The sequence below is a fragment of the Flaviaesturariibacter aridisoli genome, assembly GCF_004343705.1.
In the GTDB taxonomy this organism is placed as follows: Bacteria; Bacteroidota; Bacteroidia; order Chitinophagales; family Chitinophagaceae; genus Flavisolibacter; species Flavisolibacter aridisoli.
Map to the genome: position 1 here is coordinate 69,564 of NZ_SKFH01000016.1, position 16,368 is coordinate 85,931.

19 protein-coding genes are annotated in these 16,368 nt (G+C 59.6%); 9 read left to right on the forward strand and 10 right to left on the reverse strand.

Annotation, left to right across the window (positions count from 1 at the left end):
• Positions 1 to 54: 54 nt before the first annotated feature.
• Positions 55 to 930: an OmpA/MotB family protein gene (locus E0486_RS11170; RefSeq protein WP_131852263.1), complete on the reverse strand. Its 876-nt coding sequence runs from the start codon at positions 928 to 930 to the stop codon at positions 55 to 57.
• 180 nt (positions 931 to 1,110) lie between these two features.
• Between E0486_RS11170 and E0486_RS11175 the strand changes: the two genes are divergently transcribed.
• Complete coding sequence (locus E0486_RS11175) at positions 1,111 to 1,683, forward strand: hypothetical protein (RefSeq protein WP_131852264.1); 573 nt, start codon at positions 1,111 to 1,113, stop codon at positions 1,681 to 1,683.
• 153 nt (positions 1,684 to 1,836) lie between these two features.
• On the forward strand, positions 1,837 to 2,337 hold the full coding sequence (locus tag E0486_RS11180; RefSeq protein WP_131852265.1) for a porin family protein: 501 nt from the start codon (positions 1,837 to 1,839) through the stop codon (positions 2,335 to 2,337).
• 47 nt (positions 2,338 to 2,384) lie between these two features.
• Here the strand turns inward: E0486_RS11180 and E0486_RS11185 are convergent, their stop codons facing one another.
• Positions 2,385 to 2,591, reverse strand: coding sequence for a hypothetical protein (locus E0486_RS11185; protein WP_131852266.1), 207 nt, complete (start codon positions 2,589 to 2,591; stop codon positions 2,385 to 2,387).
• Between the two features lie 267 nt (positions 2,592 to 2,858).
• On the opposite strand from E0486_RS11185, the gene ligD reads away from it, so the two are divergent.
• On the forward strand, positions 2,859 to 4,889 hold the full coding sequence (gene ligD, locus E0486_RS11190) for a DNA ligase D (protein WP_131852267.1): 2,031 nt from the start codon (positions 2,859 to 2,861) through the stop codon (positions 4,887 to 4,889).
• The gene (locus E0486_RS11195) at positions 4,886 to 5,092 is read left to right on the forward strand and encodes a hypothetical protein (protein ID WP_131852268.1); all 207 of its coding nucleotides are present in this window, start codon (positions 4,886 to 4,888) and stop codon (positions 5,090 to 5,092) included. The genes ligD and E0486_RS11195 overlap by 4 nt, the downstream gene beginning before the upstream one ends.
• A gap of 214 nt (positions 5,093 to 5,306) precedes the next feature.
• Here the strand turns inward: E0486_RS11195 and ku are convergent, their stop codons facing one another.
• The 4 genes from ku to E0486_RS11215 all read right to left on the reverse strand — a co-directional run bounded on the left by ku (position 5,307) and on the right by E0486_RS11215 (position 8,744).
• Positions 5,307 to 6,077: a non-homologous end joining protein Ku gene (gene ku, locus E0486_RS11200; RefSeq protein WP_131852269.1), complete on the reverse strand. Its 771-nt coding sequence runs from the start codon at positions 6,075 to 6,077 to the stop codon at positions 5,307 to 5,309.
• Between the two features lie 260 nt (positions 6,078 to 6,337).
• On the reverse strand, positions 6,338 to 7,522 hold the full coding sequence (locus E0486_RS11205) for a hypothetical protein (RefSeq protein WP_131852270.1): 1,185 nt from the start codon (positions 7,520 to 7,522) through the stop codon (positions 6,338 to 6,340).
• 3 nt (positions 7,523 to 7,525) lie between these two features.
• Entirely contained in the window at positions 7,526 to 8,212 is a 687-nt protein-coding gene (locus E0486_RS11210; RefSeq protein WP_131852271.1) for a hypothetical protein, read from the reverse strand.
• Positions 8,190 to 8,744, reverse strand: a complete 555-nt coding sequence (locus tag E0486_RS11215) for an RNA polymerase sigma factor (protein ID WP_131852272.1) — start codon at positions 8,742 to 8,744, stop codon at positions 8,190 to 8,192. Before E0486_RS11215 ends, E0486_RS11210 begins: the two co-directional genes overlap by 23 nt.
• Before the next feature lie 248 nt (positions 8,745 to 8,992).
• On the opposite strand from E0486_RS11215, the gene E0486_RS11220 reads away from it, so the two are divergent.
• The gene (locus E0486_RS11220; RefSeq protein ID WP_131852273.1) at positions 8,993 to 9,892 is read left to right on the forward strand and encodes a hypothetical protein; all 900 of its coding nucleotides are present in this window, start codon (positions 8,993 to 8,995) and stop codon (positions 9,890 to 9,892) included.
• Between the two features lie 41 nt (positions 9,893 to 9,933).
• On the opposite strand, the gene E0486_RS11225 is transcribed toward E0486_RS11220, so the two are convergent.
• Complete coding sequence (locus E0486_RS11225; protein ID WP_131852274.1) at positions 9,934 to 10,788, reverse strand: hypothetical protein; 855 nt, start codon at positions 10,786 to 10,788, stop codon at positions 9,934 to 9,936.
• 9 nt (positions 10,789 to 10,797) lie between these two features.
• A complete protein-coding gene (locus tag E0486_RS11230) occupies positions 10,798 to 11,913 on the reverse strand; it encodes an MBL fold metallo-hydrolase (protein WP_131852275.1) in 1,116 nt (371 codons plus the stop codon).
• A 201-nt stretch (positions 11,914 to 12,114) separates the two neighbouring features.
• On the opposite strand from E0486_RS11230, the gene E0486_RS19300 reads away from it, so the two are divergent.
• The 4 genes from E0486_RS19300 to E0486_RS11245 all read left to right on the forward strand — a co-directional run bounded on the left by E0486_RS19300 (position 12,115) and on the right by E0486_RS11245 (position 14,179).
• Positions 12,115 to 12,306 (forward strand): GxxExxY protein, encoded by a 192-nt coding sequence (locus E0486_RS19300; protein ID WP_207906245.1) that lies wholly within the window; start codon positions 12,115 to 12,117, stop codon positions 12,304 to 12,306.
• Positions 12,307 to 12,316: 10 nt separating this feature from the next.
• Positions 12,317 to 12,538, forward strand: coding sequence for a GxxExxY protein (locus E0486_RS19305; protein WP_262709631.1), 222 nt, complete (start codon positions 12,317 to 12,319; stop codon positions 12,536 to 12,538).
• A gap of 217 nt (positions 12,539 to 12,755) precedes the next feature.
• Entirely contained in the window at positions 12,756 to 13,775 is a 1,020-nt protein-coding gene (locus E0486_RS11240; protein ID WP_131852276.1) for a fatty acid desaturase, read from the forward strand.
• Positions 13,776 to 13,918: 143 nt separating this feature from the next.
• A complete protein-coding gene (locus E0486_RS11245) occupies positions 13,919 to 14,179 on the forward strand; it encodes a hypothetical protein (protein WP_131852277.1) in 261 nt (86 codons plus the stop codon).
• Positions 14,180 to 14,390: 211 nt separating this feature from the next.
• Here E0486_RS11245 and E0486_RS11250 read toward each other — a convergent pair whose 3' ends face one another.
• Positions 14,391 to 15,107, reverse strand: a complete 717-nt coding sequence (locus E0486_RS11250) for an immunoglobulin domain-containing protein (RefSeq protein ID WP_131852278.1) — start codon at positions 15,105 to 15,107, stop codon at positions 14,391 to 14,393.
• A gap of 495 nt (positions 15,108 to 15,602) precedes the next feature.
• Positions 15,603 to 16,307, reverse strand: a complete 705-nt coding sequence (locus E0486_RS11255) for a DNA alkylation repair protein (RefSeq protein WP_262709632.1) — start codon at positions 16,305 to 16,307, stop codon at positions 15,603 to 15,605.
• Positions 16,308 to 16,368 lie beyond the last annotated feature (61 nt).

Genomic DNA, 16,368 nt, shown 5'->3' on the forward strand with positions numbered 1-16,368 from the left:
ACGGTAGCGTCGGGGCTTTCTTTTTTCCCGCCCGGATAGAGCGGATGGAAGAGGTTATTTCGAAGCCTGCGGCGTTTCGAGCAGCTTGAAGAACTGGTCGAGCTGGGGCAGGATCACGATGCGGGTGCGGCGGTTGGCGGCTTTGCCCGAGGGCGAGTCGTTGGGCTGCACGGGCAGGTATTCGCCACGGCCACCGGCGGTCATGCGCTTCGGGTCGATGCTGTACTGCTTTTGCAGGATGCGCACGATCGAGGTGGCGCGCTTCGTGCTGAGGTCCCAGTTGTCCTGGATGCCGGGCAGCGACACGGGCACGTTGTCGGTATGGCCTTCCACGAGGAACTCGATCTCGGGTTTCGAGTTGAGCACCTGGGCCACTTTACCCAGCACGGTCATGGCGGCGGGCGTTACGTCGTACGAGCCGCTCTTGAACAGCAGCTTGTCGGAGATGGAGATGAAGATGGCGCTCTTCTCTACTTTCACTTCGATGTCCTGGTCGTTCACGTCCTTGAGGGCGCTTTTCAGGTTCATCACGAGGGCCATGTTAAGCGAGTCCTTGCGCTGGATGGCGCGGTTGAGGTCGGTGATGAGGGCGTCTTTGCCGTTGATGTTTTCGAGCGATTTCCGGATGCTTTCCGCCTGCGAAGCAGAGATCACCGAGAGGCTTTGCAGCTGGTTCACCATCAGGGTGTTGCTTTCCTTGGCGGCGGCCAGTTGAGTGCGGGCCGACTCGAGGTCGGTCTCGAGCTGGGCGCGGCGGCGGGCTGCTTCGTCCTGCGCGTCGCGGCAGGTTTTCAGGTCGGTTTGCACCTGGGTGTAAAAGGTGTTCAGCTCGGCATACTTGGCCTGCTCGGCGGCGAGCTTCTTCTTACTGACACAGGAGGTGCTGCCTATCAGCAGCAACGCAGAGGCGATCAGGATACGTCCGTTCATACGTGCATGTTTTTGATACGGGCCAAAGATAGCCGCGCGACTGACCTGCCTCCAAGCTCAAACGTTAAAAAAAAGCTTAGCCTCAGCGGGTGTGCGTGAGCGGGTGCTCACCCGCTCACCCATGGCCGATTTTGCCGCTTGGTGAAAAAGGCGGAACTTCCTGCGTCCAAAATAAACTGCATGAAGAACTGGCTTTTTGCCGTGCTGCTCATCCTGGCTGCCGCGCCCGCCGACGCGCAGTTTTTCAAAAAGAAAAAGAAGCCGTTGCCCGACTCCACGGCCACTGCAGCGGTTGCGCGCAAGCAACCCGTGAGCAAAGACCCCGGGTACGGCAACCAGCAACTCTCGGTAGACGATCTCCTCGACATCATGGACCGCCGCGACGACTCCGGCTACGTGCGCTCGCTGCTGGTGAAGGCCGGTTTCAACCGCCACGCCAAGGGGGAGAAAAACCAGATCGTGTTCATGGGCGACACCGCCATCGGCGTAACCAAATACACCGAGATGGTGCTCCTGCAATCCGACACCTCCGAGATCCAGCTGCTGCAATGGTGCACGCGCCACCCCGAGAACTACGAAGGCATCCGCCGCGCGCTGCGCTCCGAGCGCCGCTTCACCGGCACGCCGATCCTCACCGAAGACGGCGAGGTGAGCGAAGCCTTCTATACCCGCGACTACAACCTGCTGATCGAGTCGGTGAACAAGAAGTCCAAATGGATCATCTCCATCTGGCTCCGGGGAGCAAGGCTATAGTGAAAGTGGATAAGTCGGAAGCCGGAAGTGGAAAGTAACGGCAGATCGAAGCAAAAGCGTTGGTACGTCCCGGATTACCAATAAACTAATAAACCAATAGACCAATTAACTATCCCTCAAAACACATTACTTTAGCGCCATAAAATCTTTTCAATGAAACGCTTTGTGACCCTTTTTCTGATCGTAGCAGCCGTTTCGGCCCAGGCGCAAAAGCCGGAGCTGCGTGTAGGTGCCGCTCTTTCGGTAAACCAGACGAACAACGGCTTCCCTAAAACCGGCTATGGCGGTGAGGTAGTGGCTACGCAAGGTTTCGGTCAGTTTTTCCGCGCCGGCATCGGCGTTCAGGGCTATAACATGAAGGAAATCGGTTTTGTAGCGCCCTTCTTCGGAACGCTGGGCGGACAAGCCGGCCGCTTCTTCTTCCACCTCGACCCGGGCTACCTGCCCCTGTCGCGCACGTTCACCCAGAACGGAGCTTCCGTGCAGCAGCAAGGCGGCTTCTACATGGGCGCCGGCGTGAAGGTGGACCTTCCCTACCACATCTACATCAACGCACAATACGCCGACTTCCCCATCACGTTCGTGCCGGGCGACAAGACGCGCACGAGTTCGGCGGTGTTCTCGCTCGGCTACGCCTTCGGCGGCGGCAAGTAAGCACGTTGTTATCGAATCAGAGCCCCGGCCATAGCGTCGGGGCTTTTTTATGGGGCTTCGTCGCCGCGCAGGCTTTCTTCGGCCTCCTGCTGGTCGCGCGCGTCGGGCTCGTCTTCGATATTGCCGCCTTCGCGGAGGTAGGTTTCGGCTTTTTCGCCGAGGAGGCTTTTGCTTTGCTCCGGTGCATCGGCGGGATTGCGGGGATCGGGGTTGCTCGCATTGCCGGCCGAGCCGCTGCCTGGGGTCGTATCCATATCGCTGTTTTACTACAAACGCCTAAAAATGGTGCCACCGGCCGCCCCGACCGGCCCGTACTTTCCCCAATCCGTCCGTGGCGACGGAACGAGCCATCGCCACTGAACCGCTTCGCTTTCAGGCAATTAACACGATATGCACATTTCCACAATCACGCTTGTGCATAAGCGTGCATAAATCGTTTAGCCGTTCAGAATCAAATTCTTGCAGCGAGCGCGGGTGCGCGGACCGCCGGAGTGGCCTGCGGTTTTCAGCTTTGGAGGAGTATGAGCCATCGCAAAACCACCAAAAAAGCCCGTGCTCCCCGCGCCCGCGCCGCCGGTGCCCCGGCCCCGGAAAAGCCGCTGGTGCTGGCGCCCGCGGCAGCACGCAAGGACTACCGGGCCCTGGCCACCCGCCTGCTGCGCCCCTATGCCGGTGTCAAGCGGGTGCCGATGCCCCTCGACCTGAAGCCGATGCTGGCCACCCTTTCGACCGAGGCCTTTTCGCACCCCGACTGGCAGTTCGAGATCAAGTGGGACGGCTACCGCGCTATCGCCTACCTGGATGGCAGCAAGGTGTCGCTTCGCTCACGCAACAACCTTTCTTTCAACGATGCTTATGCGCCGATTGTAAGCGCCTTGCGCACCTGGAAGCTGCCGGCCGTGGTGGATGGCGAGATCGTGGTGCTCGACGAAGAGGGCCGCGCCGACTTCGGCGCCCTGCAGCAATGGAAACGCACGGGGAAGGGGCACCTGTATTACTACGTATTCGACCTGCTGTGGGTGGATGGCGTGGACCTGCGCGACAAGCCGCTTACCGAGCGCCGCGCCCTGCTGAAGCAGTTGCTCCCCGAAGGATCGTTGCTCCGCTACAGCGAGGCGATCGAGGAATATGGAAAAGACTTTTTCGAAATGGTGCGCAAGAGCGGCCTCGAAGGCATGATCGCCAAAGACGGCAACGCGCCCTACCGCGACGGGCAGCGCAGCGACCGCTGGCTCAAGGTCAAAGCCGTCGAGCGGCGCGAGGCCATCATCTGCGGCTACACGAAGAAGGAAGATACCGACCGGCTTTTTTCATCGCTCGTGCTCGGCGTGCCCGATGGGGATGGCCTTCGCTACATCGGTCAGGTGGGCACCGGCTTCGACCGCGCCGAACAGGAGTCGCTGATGGGGAAGATGGTGCCGCTGCAAACGCGCCAATGTCCCTTCGCGGAAGTGCCGAAAGTCAATAACCCCGTGGACTGGCTGCGGCCCTTTCTCGTGTGCGAGGTAACCTTCACCGAAGAAACCCGCGACGGCCTGCTGCGTCATCCTTCCTACAAAGGACTGCGTCCCGATAAAACGATCCTCGACTTCAACCCCGAAACCCCGCATAATGCCTTGCTGATCGCGCCCGGCGAAGAAGCCACCACGCTGAAGCGCAATGGACATCCCCTCAAGCTCACCAACCTGCAAAAGCCGTTCTGGCCGCAGGAACGCATCCGGAAGGGCGACCTGCTCAATTACTACGCGGCCGTCAGTCCCTTCCTGATGCGCTATATGAAGGACCGGCCGCAGTCGCTGCACCGCCATCCCAACGGCATCGCCGGCAATTCCTTTTACCAGAAAAACATGGCGGGCCGCCTGGAGAAGTGGCTGCATACGTTCCGGCGCGTGAGCGCGTCGTCGCTGCTGCCCAAGTACTTTCTCGTGTGCCACGACGAAGCGCACCTGCTGTATATGATCAACCTCGGTTGCATCGAGCTCAACCCCTGGCACAGCACGGTGCAGCAGCCGCAGCACCCGAGCTGGTGCGTCATCGACCTCGACCCCGGCGACAACATCGGCTTCGGTAAAGTAATCGAAGCGGCGCAGGTGGTGCACGGCATCCTCGACGCGCTGGGGCTGGACTCGTACCCCAAAACTTCGGGCGCCACGGGGCTGCATATTTACATCCCGCTCGGGCAGCGTTATTCGTACGAGCAATCGCGGCAGCTCGCCGAGCTCATTGCGCGCCTCGCGCATGCGCAGTTGCCCGACACGACGAGCCTGGAGCGCGACCCGCAAAAGCGTACCGACCGCATCTACCTCGACTTCCTGCAAAACCGGCCCATCCAAACGATCTGTGCTCCCTACTCCGTGCGGCCGCGGCCCGGTGCTCCGGTGTCGACCCCGCTGCACTGGAGCGAAGTGATGCCGGGTCTGAAGCCGGAAGCGTTTACCATAAAGAACACGGCCGCCCGGCTGCGTGCCGAAGGCGATCTTTTCGCCGGTGTGCTGGGCCGCGGCATCGACCTGAATCACGCCTTGCACCAGTTAGAAAAATGGACCAAATGAGCCCTGAACACAGCGCCGCCTCTTCCCCTAACGAACATTACCTCCGCTGCCCAGAGTGCGGTGCGCTGTTCGACATGCGCGACCTGATGGCCGTACTCGAGCACCAGCACCGTGCCGCACCCCTGCCTCGGATCCCCTATAGCCACGCGGAGCCGGCGCCGCTGCCCATGCAGTTTCCCCGCCGTCGCACCCATTCCAATTAATGGTGTTCTGTTCGTTCATAGCAGAAGCCCCGCACGAGCGGGGCTTCGTTTATTGGTTAATTGGTAAGCGTCGCTTGTGGTTGAAGTGCGTTTTCATTTGGTTGTAGCTTGAAAAGTTTTAGGTGCTGCCAACTACGGTCCATACTTTCCAACTAATTAACTCCACGCATCGCGCAACTCCAAACCCCAAACTCCAAACTCCAAACGAAGCGTGCTACGCACGCTTCTTCTTTCCGATGCTGGCCTTGAGCACTTCCATCAGGTCTTTGACGCCGGCATCTTTCGGCGCGGCGGCGGGTGCGGCTTTGAGCTTGCGGCCGCGGGCTTTCGCTTCGATGACGGCGCGCAGCTCCTGCACATAGGGATCGTGGAATTGGGCGGCGTCGAAAGGGGCACTCAGTTGCTTCACCAGCTGTAGGGCAAGCTGCAGCTCTTTGTCGGATACCGTCATGTTTTCCTCGAGCGAAGGGAGCGCCCGCAGTTCTTCGGCATAGCGCAGTTGCGCCAGCACCAGGCGGCCCTTGTAAGCGCGCAGCAGGCAGATGTGCGTGCGCTGCCGCAGCGGAAAGGACGCCACGCCCACGAGCCCGCTCTTTTCGAGCGCCTGCTGAAGCAGCGCATAGGTTTTGCCGCCGCCTTTGGCGGGTGCGAGGTAATAGGGCTTTTCGAAAAGGAGCGGGTCCACCTCACCGAGCTGGCTGAATTGCAGAATATCGATGGCCCCCGATTTGGTGGGCCGCACCTTGTCGAAGTCGGCATTGTCGATGATCACGAAGCGTCCTTTCTCGTATTCATAGCCTTTCACGATGTCTTTGAACGGCACCTCCTTGCCCGTGCTTTCGGCCACGCGCTTGTAGCGGATGGGGCTGTGGTCGTCTTTCGACAGCGAATGAAATTTGATCTCTTCACTTCCCACCGCGCTGTGCAGCTTCACGGGAATATTCACGAGGCCGAAGGCGATGGATCCTGACCATAGAGTTTGCATAACACACGATTTTTTCGTTCACACAAATGCGTCCTCATAAAAAGGCAAACCGGGGGCCGGGATGCCCTTCGTGGAGAAAAAGCAAAACCCGTTGCCAATCAATGAAAAAGCCCCGTCGGGTGGGGCTTTTTCGGGTTTGTAGTTTGTGGTTTGTAGTTAGGGAGGACGGCCATAGCTGTTTCTTCTTTTCTTGCTGCGCCTTGCGCAACATCAAAACACAAACTACAATCCACCAACGAACCGCGCCTAGTGCGTTTCCGCTATTCCAGCATCAGCGTCAGTTTCAGGCCGGGGCTGAAGTTTTTGAAAAAGTTGTTGAAGACGAACTGCGGCTCGAGCAGGAGGTTTTTCGTTTGGAGGCCCGGCAGCGTAAACTTGAACGTGTTTTCCTCGAAGGTGTCGCTGCGGCGGCGGCGCAGGTAGCTGAGTGAATAGCTTTGCGAAAAAGTCGGGACGCGGGTGCCGGGCCGCGCCTGCTGGCGGCTATACTGCAGCGTAATGAAGTCGTTGCGTGCCGTGGTGACCTTTCCATCCGTGTTGCGGCCAAAGTCGAAGTTCGGCTCCCACAGAAAACGGACCTGTTGCGTGTTGGTCTGGTTGCGGCGAAAGGTCAGTTCAAAGCCCACGCCTGCGGAAGGCATCCAGGTGCCGCGCATGTATTGCAGGCCTACCTGCACATGCGGGGAGATCGACACATCGTCCTGCGGCCGCACGCTGCGGTTGCTCACCTTGCGGCGCGTGCCGGCATCGTAGGAGGCCGAATAGCGCGTCCAGTATTTCGAGCGGTTGTTATAGAGATTGCGGCCCAGTTCTTCCTTCACGTGATTGAGCGCCCAGTGCAGGTCGGCGGCTGAAAGACGCGGCAGGTCGGAAATGTTGTTCAGCAGCAACGTGAACGAAAAAGGCATTTGCGCCGTGCTCACCAGGTAACCGCCGTTGATCACATAAGGGCGCACGCCGTCGGCAGTGTCGGCCGAGAACATCAGGATGCGCAGCGTGTCCTGCTCCACTTTTACCTGGCTCGTGTCGCCGGAGCGGATATGGAACACCTGGCCGTCCTGCGGGTATTCGAGGAGGCGCACCTGCACATCGTTGCCGCGGCCGATGCGGTAGTCGATGCGACGGTTCACGAGCGGCTTCGACAGGCTATCGTAAAAAGGCTGGAGGCCGGTCCACACGGAGCGGAGGAGCGAGTCGAGGTCGTTAACCAGTTGCAGCTGGCCCACGTAGGTCAGCTCCATGCGGAGACTGTTGCCGTTGCCCAGGCCGAAGGTGAACTGGTGCGGCAGGGCGCCCGGCGGTGGCGTGTTGAAAATCGCGTCGGCGCGGCTGGGTGCGGCGGGGATCAGCGGGTTGGCGTACGGCTTCGGCACGTCCGATTGGGCAAACGAAGGGGTTGTGCTGCCGGCGAACGCCAGCAGCAGGACCACGAAGAAGTGTTTCATATACTATTGATGGGGTTTGAAAAGCGACATGAGTGTGCGCGGCTTCCGTTCTACGGTTTCGATCGTGCCGGCATTGGGTCCGGCATTGCCGGTGAGCGGGATATGGATCAGGCCGTAGTTGCTGCGGTCGTCGGCGGGAACGTCGGCGATGAGCACGGGCTCTTGCGGGGCATTGTCGTTGATGTGACCTACGCGGAAGCGCCGGCGGGCGGGGGTAGTAGCCGTCGTATTAACAGAGGCAATGGTAGCTTGTTCCAGTGTATCGATGGGAGCAGGTGCCTGCGCGATAAGTACAGGCGCATCATCATCTTCATTAGGTGCCGGTGCTACGATCGTCTTGTGTTGCGGTTGAATGATGGTCCGTGTTTCTACGGTACGGGCTGCGGCGTTGGCAACCGGTGCGTTTTCCGGCGCCGATGCCGGGGCCACTGCGGGTGCTGTGTGCAGCGGTTCTTTCCGCGCCACTTCCTTATTTACATCCGCGATAGGGCGGAGCCACCAGCCGAGCGCGAGGGCCAGCAGCAGCGCGGCCGCTGCCGACCAGCGGATCAGCAACCCGCGGCGCTTGCGGCGTTCCAGTGCGCCCTCGAGACCGGCCCACACTTCCGCCTGGCGGAAAGAAACGCCCTCGGGCAGCTCCGTCAGCAGGTCGGTGGCGGCAAAGGGCTTATCGGGTTTGGCGGAATGCATAGTCGGGGTTTGACTGGATGAGTAAATGCTGGAGCAGCTGTCGGGCCTTGCTCAGCTGCGATTTCGATGTGCCTTCGGAGATGCCCAGCAGCGCTGCGATCTCCTTGTGGCTGTATTCTTCGAGCACATAGAGGTTGAATACGGTGCGGTAGCCGGTGGGCAGCTTCGTTACCAATAGAAAGATCTCCGATGCTTCGAGTCCGTCGAGCACCCGCTCGTTGTCGGGCAGCTCAGGGGCCTCTTCGAGCGCCACCTGCAAAAAGGAGTTGTGGCGGCGCAGGTGCATCAGGCATTCGTTCACCATGATCCGCTTGAGCCAGCCCGCCGTGGCGGCTTCGCTCACATACTCGCGGCGGCCGATGCTGGCGAAGCATTTCAGAAAGCCGTTGTGCAGCACTTCCTCGGCGGCTTCATCGGTGCGCAGGTAGCGCCGGCACAGCAGGAACAACGGACGGGCGAAGCGTTCGTAGAGCGCTTTCTGCGCCGAAGCGCGTCCTTTCCCACATTCTTTGACCAGCAGTTGCAGTTCCATGGCGTTGTGCTAAGGTAAATGCGCCTTAGCGTCGTTCGGTTGCCCGGTGTTGGTAGTTTTTTCAAAAATTTTTTTTTTGACGCGGTGGAGGACCGGCTTGTTCGCGGCGTTTTATAGCCGAGGGCGGTTGAGGGCAGGAGTACGCGTTAGCGCAGCAGCAATCCATCCCAAAGAATGCGCGGTTCATGATGAGCGTGCTTGACAGCAGCACCCCGTATTTCTACTTTCGGCCTTCAAACAACGAAACCATGCGAAAGAAAATCTTCCAAACCATGCTGGTGAGCGCCGGCGCGTTGCTGGCGTTCACGACGCATGATGTAGTGTCGGAAATGGGCACGACCGTAGCCGAGGTGAAGGAACTCACCGTGAAGCAGGTGTATGCACAGCAATGGAGCATGCCCTGGGTGAACGCGAAGGTGCGCAGCGCCTGCAAGTCGCTGCCGGCCGGTGCCCGCGAGGCCGCCCTACTGGCACTGGGCAAGGTGGTGCGCGACTATGTGGGCTCGCCCGAGTTTGAAAAAGATTACTTCGCTTATGTCGAAAGCAACCGCCGCTATAGCGCGCCCGCAGCCGACGACGACAAGACCGCCGCCGAGCGAAAGCGCCGAGAGGACTACGAAATGGGCCACCTGAAAGACCCGCTGTCGTTCGGCGGGGCTGTGATGTATTGCACCGCCATCGCCACCTCGGCCCGCACCATGCTCGACCTCATCAAAGACAATCCCGACCTGCCGCTTCCGATGGGTAAGGACGAATACGAGCGCATGGAGCGTGAAGGCAAGCGCCTGCGCAGTCTCTTCGATACCGACAAGGAATCGTTCAAGAAACAATACGTGGCGTTCAAGGTGGACAACGAGCTGCGCTCGGAGCGTGCGTCGAAGCAGCACGACGCGCAGCAGGAAGCGACGCAGGTCGCCGACCGAAAGGATTACAAGAAATACATCCGCGCGCAGATCGAGCAGTTTCTGCAGGCCACCGCCCACATCAACTTCAAAGCCGCCACGAAGCAGCAGGGAGGCAAGATCGTGTTTGTGGATGCGCCCTACGAAGCGATGCCCAACGACTGGAAATTTTATTACCGCTGCGGCCCCGAGGCCGTTGGTGGCGCCCGCAAGGCCGCACAGGAGTGGCTCAAAGAATTGAACTAGGTTTTCGAGCAGTACGTGTTATAGGTACGGAAGCCCTCGCGTCAGCGGGGGCTTTTGTTTGAATGCTGCTTCCAGGTGTAGGTGAATACCGTTTCACTGAAGCGACCGCCGCCAAACAGCTTGCGTTCGGTCCGGGTACGCAGCAAGCCATTGGAATAATAACGGTTCGTCACCAGTAGCCGGTCGCTGGTTTTGCGTGTCAGCCTTCCCGCAGCATCGTATCGATACAGGATCGTGTTGACTCCCCAGATGCCTTCTTCGGTATCGCGTAGCAGGCGTCCCCCGGCGTAGGTATAGGTGCGATTGGAAAACAGCTCGCCGGTGCTGTCTTCGGCATTGACGTAGTGAACGGTGCGGGTGCTGGTGAGTCGGCCACCGGCATCGTAGCGGAAATCGGTGCGGGCGCGGTAGGCGAGTCGCGGGCCGATGCCGGTGCGGCCCCGCCGCCACTCGGCGCGCACGAGGCGATCCTGAGCGTACTGGTAGGTTACCTCGTCGCCGGAAGGCAGCCAATCGAAGCCCGACACTTTTCCGTCGGTATAGCGGTATTCGGCACGATATATTTCCGCACGTAGCACGTCCGGCACCTTTGCCTCCACCGTGGACAGCAAGTTGCCCGGGTTGTAGCGAAACGTATAGGTGGCACTCCGCTTTTGGTCCCGGTCGAAATACAGGGTACGCAGCACTTTCCCGCTGCCGTCGAATTCCTGCTGCCACGACTCCAGCGTCACGCCGTCGCCCACCACCGCTACCTGCAGCGACGCAACGCTCTTGCGGCGAACGAGGCCCGTGTCGATATCGTTATTCTGAAACGACTCGTAATCGTAAGGCAGGTATTGTGCGGATCCTGTGCTGGCGGAGAACGCAAGCGCGGCAAGGAGCAACGGGCGAAACATGCGATCAAATTATCGATTCGCGCCCACATGTTCCCACCATTTTACCTGCGGCCCCGGTGCATCCAGGTCTACAAGCTGGCCGATCATCGGGTGCAGCAGGGGCAAGCCCTGCTTTTCGGCTTCGACCACGGCGCGGCGGATGGGCTCGTCCCAGTCATGCATCGAGAGGCTGAACTTGCCCCAGTGCACGGGCAGCAGGCGGCGGGCGCCGAGGTCGCGGGCTGCGGTTACGATCTCTTCGGGCATCATGTGAATGTATTTCCAGAAGGCGTTGTACTGGCCGCATTCAAGAAGGGCGAGGTCGAAGGGACCTAGTTTTTCGCCGATCTCCTTAAAGTGTTTTCCATAGCCCGAGTCGCCACCGAGAAAGATCTTCCGCCCGGGTGTTTGCAGGGCGAAGGCCGTCCACGCGGCGCCGTTGCGTTTAAAGCCGCGGCCAGAAAAGTGGCGGGCCGGCGCGGCCGTGATCCGGAAGCCGTCGCCAAGGTCTTTGCCTTCCCACCAGTCGAGCTCCACGATGCTGTGCGCGGGAAAGCCCCAGCGCTCGAGGTGGGCACCGGTGCCGAGGCCCGTAATGATACGACCTGCCTTTCCTTTGAGGGCCAGTACGGCCCCGTAGTCGAGGTGATCCCAGTGGTCGTGGGTGAGCACAAGGAAGTCGATGCGGGGAAAGTGTTCGGGCTTGAATACGTCGCTGCCGGGGAACGCCCGGGTGCTGAACGAAAATGGCGAGGCGTGGCCGCTGAGCACGGGGTCTACGAGGAAGGACTTGCCTTCGGCCACGAGCAGGTACGAGGAGTGGCCAAACCACACGACCCCGTTCCAGGCGCGCGACAGGTTCTTCAGGTCGCTCTGCACCGACGGCAGCGGCGCCGGCGGCTTCTTGCGCGGGTTGCGGGTGAAGAAGAAAGCGCGCATCACCCGGGCCATCGACACGCCTTCGGTGAGCTGCGGCGTAGGCTCGGGGTTCTGGAATTGCCCGTCGCGGTAATGGAAGGAGGCTTCCACGCGCGCGCGGCGTTTGCCGGCTGGCGCCGCGCCGAAGGGGGTGGAGCGGAGGACAAAGAAAGCGACCAGGACAATCAGTAAAACAAGGTTTGCCAGGATCAGGACGACGGTCAGCATAGTAGTCGGGTTCAGGCCGAAGGTACCTGATGGACAAGGAGCGGAAGTAAATAAGGGTCGGAACCGCGAAGAGAACAAGAAAAGAAGTTGGTACGCGAGGGGTGTTTAAAACAACGCGTTGCGCGGAGGAAAAAACATTCTTTTCTACGTGGAAAGCTCTTGGCGGTCCGAGCTCAGCTGGGATAGCTTTAATAAAAAAAGATGGAACTGGATATTGAGAAAATTGCGACTGATATTGTTGATGCTGCCATTGCTGTGCATCGGGCGTTGGGGCCGGGCTTATTGGAATCAGCGTATAAGCTGGCCTTTGCAAGAGAGATGGAGTTGCGTGGATACAGAGTGCAGCTGGAAGTGCCGGTGTACTTTCATTACAAAAGGGATCGACCTGGGTAAAACGTATTCGATGGACGTGCTGATCAACGACCTGGTGCCGGTGGAGATCAAAGCAGCGGAAGAGATTGCGTCGATTCACCTGGCGCAGACGTTGACCTACCTGAAACTTTACGACCGCAGGTTGGGATTCATGCTCAATTTCAACGTTGTATTAATGAAGGAGGGTATCCGCCGGATCGTGAACAACTGGCATTACCAGAATCAGGCGGCAGCGAATGGCCAAGTTAGATAAGAAAAAGAAGGTTCGGAACGCTACAAAAGAGAAGAAGAGGGTACGCTAAGAAACGCCATTGTAAAAACGTCCCCGCCAAAAGCGGTGACGTTTTCGTATCTCTTTGCGAATACCTTATTCACTTCTTTTCTTCGCGGTGAAAAACCTTCTTTCCCTTACCCCGCCTTTCTCTCCACCGAAAGCCGTACCTTCATAAACCTGAAATAGACACCCGATTATGAAGCGTACTGATTTCGTTTATGCCTCCGGCCCCGAGCCGCACCGCGCCCGTACCCGCGCTATCCTCAAAGCCCACCCCGAAGTGCGCCGCCTCATCGGGAAGAACCCGCTTTCCTTTTTCGCCATCCTGGGCCTCGTGGGCCTGCAGGTGGGCGGCGCCGGTCTCCTTGCCGACGCGTCCTGGTGGTGGATCCTGGGTGCCGCCTACTGCGTGGGCGCCTTTGCCGACCACGCCCTCTTCGTGATGATCCACGAGTGTGCGCACCGCCTGTTGTTCAAGAGCCCCGCCGCCAATCGCCTGGCCGGTATGCTGGCCAACCTGCCGCAGATCTTCCCCAGCTCGGTATCGTTCGAAAAATACCACATCAAGCACCACTCCTTCCAGGGTAACCACGACCTCGACGCCGACCTGCCCAACAAGTGGGAAGCCAAGCTGATCAACAACTATTTTATCGGCAAGGCCCTTTGGTTCCTGCTCTACCCGTTGTTCCAGGCCTTCCGGGTGGCCCGCCTGAAGGAGATCAAGCCCTTTGATGCCTGGACCGCCGCCAACTGGGCCGCGCAGATCGGCTTTGCCGCCGCCGTGTGGTATTTCCTCGGCGGGAAGGCCGTGGCCTTCCTTACGCTGAGCTTCTTCTTCTCCGTAGGTCTGCACCCGCTGGGCGGCCGCTGGATTCAGGAACACTACCTCACCCATAACGAAGAGCAGGAAACCTTCAGCTACTATGGTCCGCTCAATGCCGTGGCCTTCAACGTGGGCTACCACAACGAGCACCACGATTTCCCCTCCATTCCCTGGAATAAGCTCCCCGAGCTGAAGCAGCAGGCACTGCCTTTTTACGATTCGCTGCACGCGCACCGCTCCTGGACGAAACTGTGGCTTCGCTTCCTGTTCAGCCGCGAGCTTTCGCTCTTCTCGCGCGTGGTGCGGAAGAACCGCGGCGCCGTGAAGCTGACCGACGAATCGAAGCCCGACATCGAGCTGGTGAAGCCGGTGGCAGAGGCGGAAATGGCGTAGCGGGCACACAGATATCGCGGAACACGCAGATAGAAAAACCCATCGCATAGCGATGGGTTTTTTGTTGAACGAGCCGATCCCCGTCCGCTGCGTGCATCCCCTTGGCCCCGAGTTTGCATCCCTTAGGTAAACCCCCGTTTCCCATGATCGAGAAGCAGCACATCAATGGCCGCGACGTGTGGCTGAAGGTAGACGTCATCCCCGCCAACCGCGCCAATCCCAACACGATCCCGACCGAGTATTTCTCGGCCTCCTACTTCACCGAGGAGCCCGAGGGCGACGGTGCGGCCGGCATCGTCATTCTCGATGGCGAGGGGGAACCCAAATTATTCGAAAGCCCGGTGGCCGCGCTTACCTATGCCCGCAAGCGCTTCGAGATGGGCGAGGTGAAAAGCGTGGACTAATACGGCCTGGCCCAGTTCACTGTCCCCCAGGGGAGTAATCTGGAGGAAGCACCCTTGGCCCTTTGATGCTTCCTCTGTAGGACACACTTCAATATTTTACGGGAAGCCCCGACGGTAACGTCGGGGCTTCTTCTCATCATCTTCTTCAGGGGGTATCGTACCTTAAAGAAACGTCTGGTTATTTGTTCCCTTCGGAGGCGAGGCTGCTTCCTTACGGCTCGCTGATCTTGCCGCTCATGGTCGAATGCAGGTTGTTGGTCTGCCCCACCGTGGCGACGTTGCAGAATTGGGCCGTCACCTTGCCGGCGGCGGAAACGGTTACATATACCTTATCGTTAGCAGTGACCCAATTGTTGTTTGAGGAAACGGCGCGGAGGCGCACATAGCCATGCCCCCAATCGGTGCCGATCGGGATGCTGTACAGGCCCGGACCGGGGCGCTCGGTGCCCGGGAATTCGAGTTCCACGGTGCCGTTGCTGCTGTTGCCTTCGAGGAACCAGGAGCCGCCGGTTACGTAGGCATTGGTGCGGGAGAACGAAAGGGTAGGCAGGCCGTTGATCGTGGTGCTGTTGGCTGCTTGCGTGCAGGGAGCGGCCGGAACGCCCACGCGCACCGGCACAGAGGAGGCGGTAACGCGGCAGCCGCCGGTAAAGCCAACTTCCACGGTATATACGCCGGCATTTGCAGGCTGTATGCGGGTGATGACGGGCTGCTGGTCGGTAGAGGTGAAGCCGTCGGGACCCGACCAGAGGTAGTACTGGGCACCGCGCACTGAGGAGGCGGAGAGGCGGAGTTCGCTGCCGGCGGTGAGCGTGTCGGCAGACAGGGTGATGTCGGGACGATCGGCGTCGCTGCAGCTTTCTTTCTTGTCGCAGGCTGCGAGGACCCCGGCCGCGAGGGCGGCACACAGGAGTACATTTTTTCTCATACAGTGGTTTTTTGTTTGGGCGGCAAAGATAACGGGATCGCTATACAAGCAGGAAGGCCCCGGAAAGGGCCTTCGTCGAAAGTTGTGTAATTGAGGGGTTGTGGCCGGTTGTGTGTACCCCGGATCCAACGGTGCAAAGCAAAGGACGGGCCGCACCTGGGTCAATACCGGGAAGGCGGTATTTTTTGGTCGCGCACAAAACGCGGGGGAACGAAAGCTTTGCCGCCCGCACCAGCGTCCACCTGTGTTGGTACGCTCCTCTTACCAATTAACCAATCAACCAATCCACCAATCAACAAGAAAGCCCCGGAAGGGGCTTTCGTCAGGAGACTGTTTACTTGACTGTTTTTTGGTTGCGACCGTTCGATACGTTTTGTTCTCTTGAACACTTCAAAGCAACGCCTTCTGCCGGCCGCGGCCTATACCTAGATAGAGGTATTTTTTGAAAGCCGTAGAAATACCGGAAAGACAGTAGCGGCCGCCATCGCTGCGCCGTCAGCCCCTGGCCATCAGTTTGGCCCGGTCTGCCGCCCCCATCTTCTCGATGGCGTAGCGCAGCGCCGTGCGGGGCATACGGTCCTTGCGGGCTTCCACGAACGCATACAGCGCCGCCTCGTTCTTTTTGCCCTGCTCCTTGAGCAGCCAGCCGTAGCCTTTCTGCACGAGATCGTCGGCGTCGGTGAGCAGGAGGTCTGCTACGCGAAAGCTTTCTTCGAGAAAGAGTCCCTTTCGAGCGGGGGCGATGAGCGACACGGCAGCGGCGCGGCGCGTCCAGCGATTGGGCGAAAGGGCCCAGGCTTCGGTGCGGGGCAGCAGCGCCGGAAAGCGGGTGAAGAGCGCACCCACGGCCTTGTTGCAAAAGTTGTCGCACACGGCCCAATTGGTCACGTAGCGGTCGATCCAGCGTTCGAAGCGGTCGAGTTCGGCTTCGCCGAACTCCTTGCGGCGGCTCCAGGTCCAGGCGGCGGCGATGTGGCCTTCCTCCATTTTGCCGGAGCGAAAGAGGTCTTCGCAAAGGGCGAACAGGGTTTCTTTGTCCAGGTGCAAACGCCGGCGATATTGACCACCCTGCGCCGGTGGAAGTTGACCACCTGGCGCCGGAGCAAACTGACCACCCCGCGCCGGAGTAAATTGACCACTTCCGCCGGAGCAAATTGACCACCCTTTCACTGACGCTTTACTAATCCCTGAGCCGGGCATCTGCGGCAACCATTGATCTGCTGCCACCTTTAGAAAAAAGGGCAGCACCGATGGCTAATCA